The organism is Leisingera sp. F5 (genome assembly GCF_001593695.1).
The window spans coordinates 1-1,742 of record NZ_LUKH01000747.1 but is presented as its reverse complement, the minus strand read 5'-3'; the positions used below and the strand labels follow the sequence as shown (position 1 = coordinate 1,742).

Genomic DNA, 1,742 nt, shown 5'->3' with positions numbered 1-1,742 from the left:
CATGGGGCAGTCCGGTAATCTGGTGGTGCTCGGTGACGCCGGTGATGCGCTGGGCGACAGCTGCTACGAGGCGCGGTTTTTTGTGCGCGGTTCGGTCAAGAGCCTGGGCGCCGACTGCATCGAAAAGGAGATGCGGCCGGAGCACATAGAGATCCTGAAGGATCTGCTGGCCCGCGCCGGCGCAGACGCCAAGCCGGAGGAGTTCAAGCGCTACGGCTCCGCCCGTCAGCTCTACAACTTCGATGTCGATAACGCGCAAGCGTACTAAGGACAGGGATCAAAAAGATATGGATAGCAATAACATCCCCCGTACGGTCCCGATCCAGTCGGCGACTTTCTCCAATCCGATCAACGCGGAAATCCGCCGCGCGGCAGCTACCGGAATTTATGACATCCGCGGCGGTGGCGCCAAGCGCAAGGTGCCGCATTTCGATGATCTGCTGTTCCTTGGCGCCTCGATCTCGCGCTACCCGCTGGAGGGCTACCGCGAGAAATGCGAGACCAAGGTGACCCTTGGCACCCGCTTTGCCAAAAAACCGATTGAGCTGGATATTCCGGTTACCATCGCAGGCATGAGCTTTGGCGCGCTGTCCGGTCCGGCCAAGGAGGCTCTTGGCCGCGGTGCGTCCGCTGCCGGGACCTCGACCACCACTGGTGACGGCGGCATGACCCCGGAAGAGCGCGGCCATTCCAGCAAGCTGGTCTACCAGTACCTGCCGTCGCGCTACGGCATGAACCCGGACGATCTGCGCAAAGCGGATGCGATTGAAGTTGTGGTCGGCCAGGGCGCCAAGCCCGGCGGCGGCGGCATGCTGTTGGGCCAGAAAATTTCGGACCGGGTTGCGGAAATGCGGACCCTGCCGAAAGGCATCGACCAGCGTTCCGCCTGCCGCCACCCGGACTGGACCGGCCCGGATGACCTGGAAATCAAGATCCTGGAACTGCGCGAGATCACCGATTGGCAGGTGCCGATTTACATCAAGGTCGGCGGCACCCGCCCCTATTACGACACCGCGCTGGCGGTAAAGGCCGGGGCTGACGTTGTGGTTTTGGACGGCATGCAGGGCGGCACCGCCGCAACCCAGGACGTATTCATCGAACATGTCGGTCTGCCGACACTGGCCTGTATCCGACCCGCCGTGCAGGCGCTGCAGGATCTGGGCGTGCACCGCGAAGTGCAGCTGGTCGTCTCCGGCGGCATCCGCACTGGCGCAGATGTGGCCAAGGCAATGGCGCTGGGCGCTGACGCGGTGGCCATCGGCACCGCAGCGCTGATCGCGCTGGGCGACAACGATCCGAAATGGGAGAGCGAGTACCAGAAGCTGGGCACCACCACCGGCGCCTATGACGACTGGCACGAAGGTATGGACCCGGCGGGTATCACCACCCAGGATCCCGAGCTGATGAAGCGCGTCGATCCGGTTGAAGCCGGCCGCCGCCTGCGCAATTATCTCAAGGTAATGACGCTGGAAGCGCAAACCATTGCGCGCGCTTGCGGCCACAACCATTTGCACAACCTCGAGCCTGAGGATCTGTGCGCCCTGACAATGGAGGCCGCCGCCATGGCGCGTGTGCCTCTGGCCGGTACCGACTGGTATCCTGGCAAAGCAGGGTTCTGATGATTGGCAGGTGCGGCCAGGCAATGGCCGCGCCTTTTTCAAAACACGTTCAACAGGGAAAGGGAGTGGGACCATGACGACAGATCTGGCTGCTTTCGCAAAAGAAAAAGGCGTTAAGTATTT

The 1,742-nt window shown here is 62.4% G+C and carries 1 protein-coding gene and 1 pseudogene; both read left to right on the top strand.

Features of this window, described 5'->3' with window-relative positions; translation table 11 throughout:
• Positions 1-268, top strand: a pseudogene (locus tag A2I95_RS35495) (protein GlxC); the annotation flags it as partial.
• Positions 269-287: 19 nt separating this feature from the next.
• The gene (locus tag A2I95_RS35490) at positions 288-1,619 is read left to right on the top strand and encodes an FMN-binding glutamate synthase family protein (RefSeq protein WP_027256637.1); all 1,332 of its coding nucleotides are present in this window, start codon (positions 288-290) and stop codon (positions 1,617-1,619) included.
• The last annotated feature ends 123 nt before the right edge of the window (positions 1,620-1,742 follow it).

Bases quoted from the DNA above. Each gene is read 5' to 3' on its own strand.
- A2I95_RS35490 (WP_027256637.1), top strand. From the start codon at position 288: ATGGATAGCAATAACATCCCCCGTACGGTCCCGATCCAGTCGGCGACT.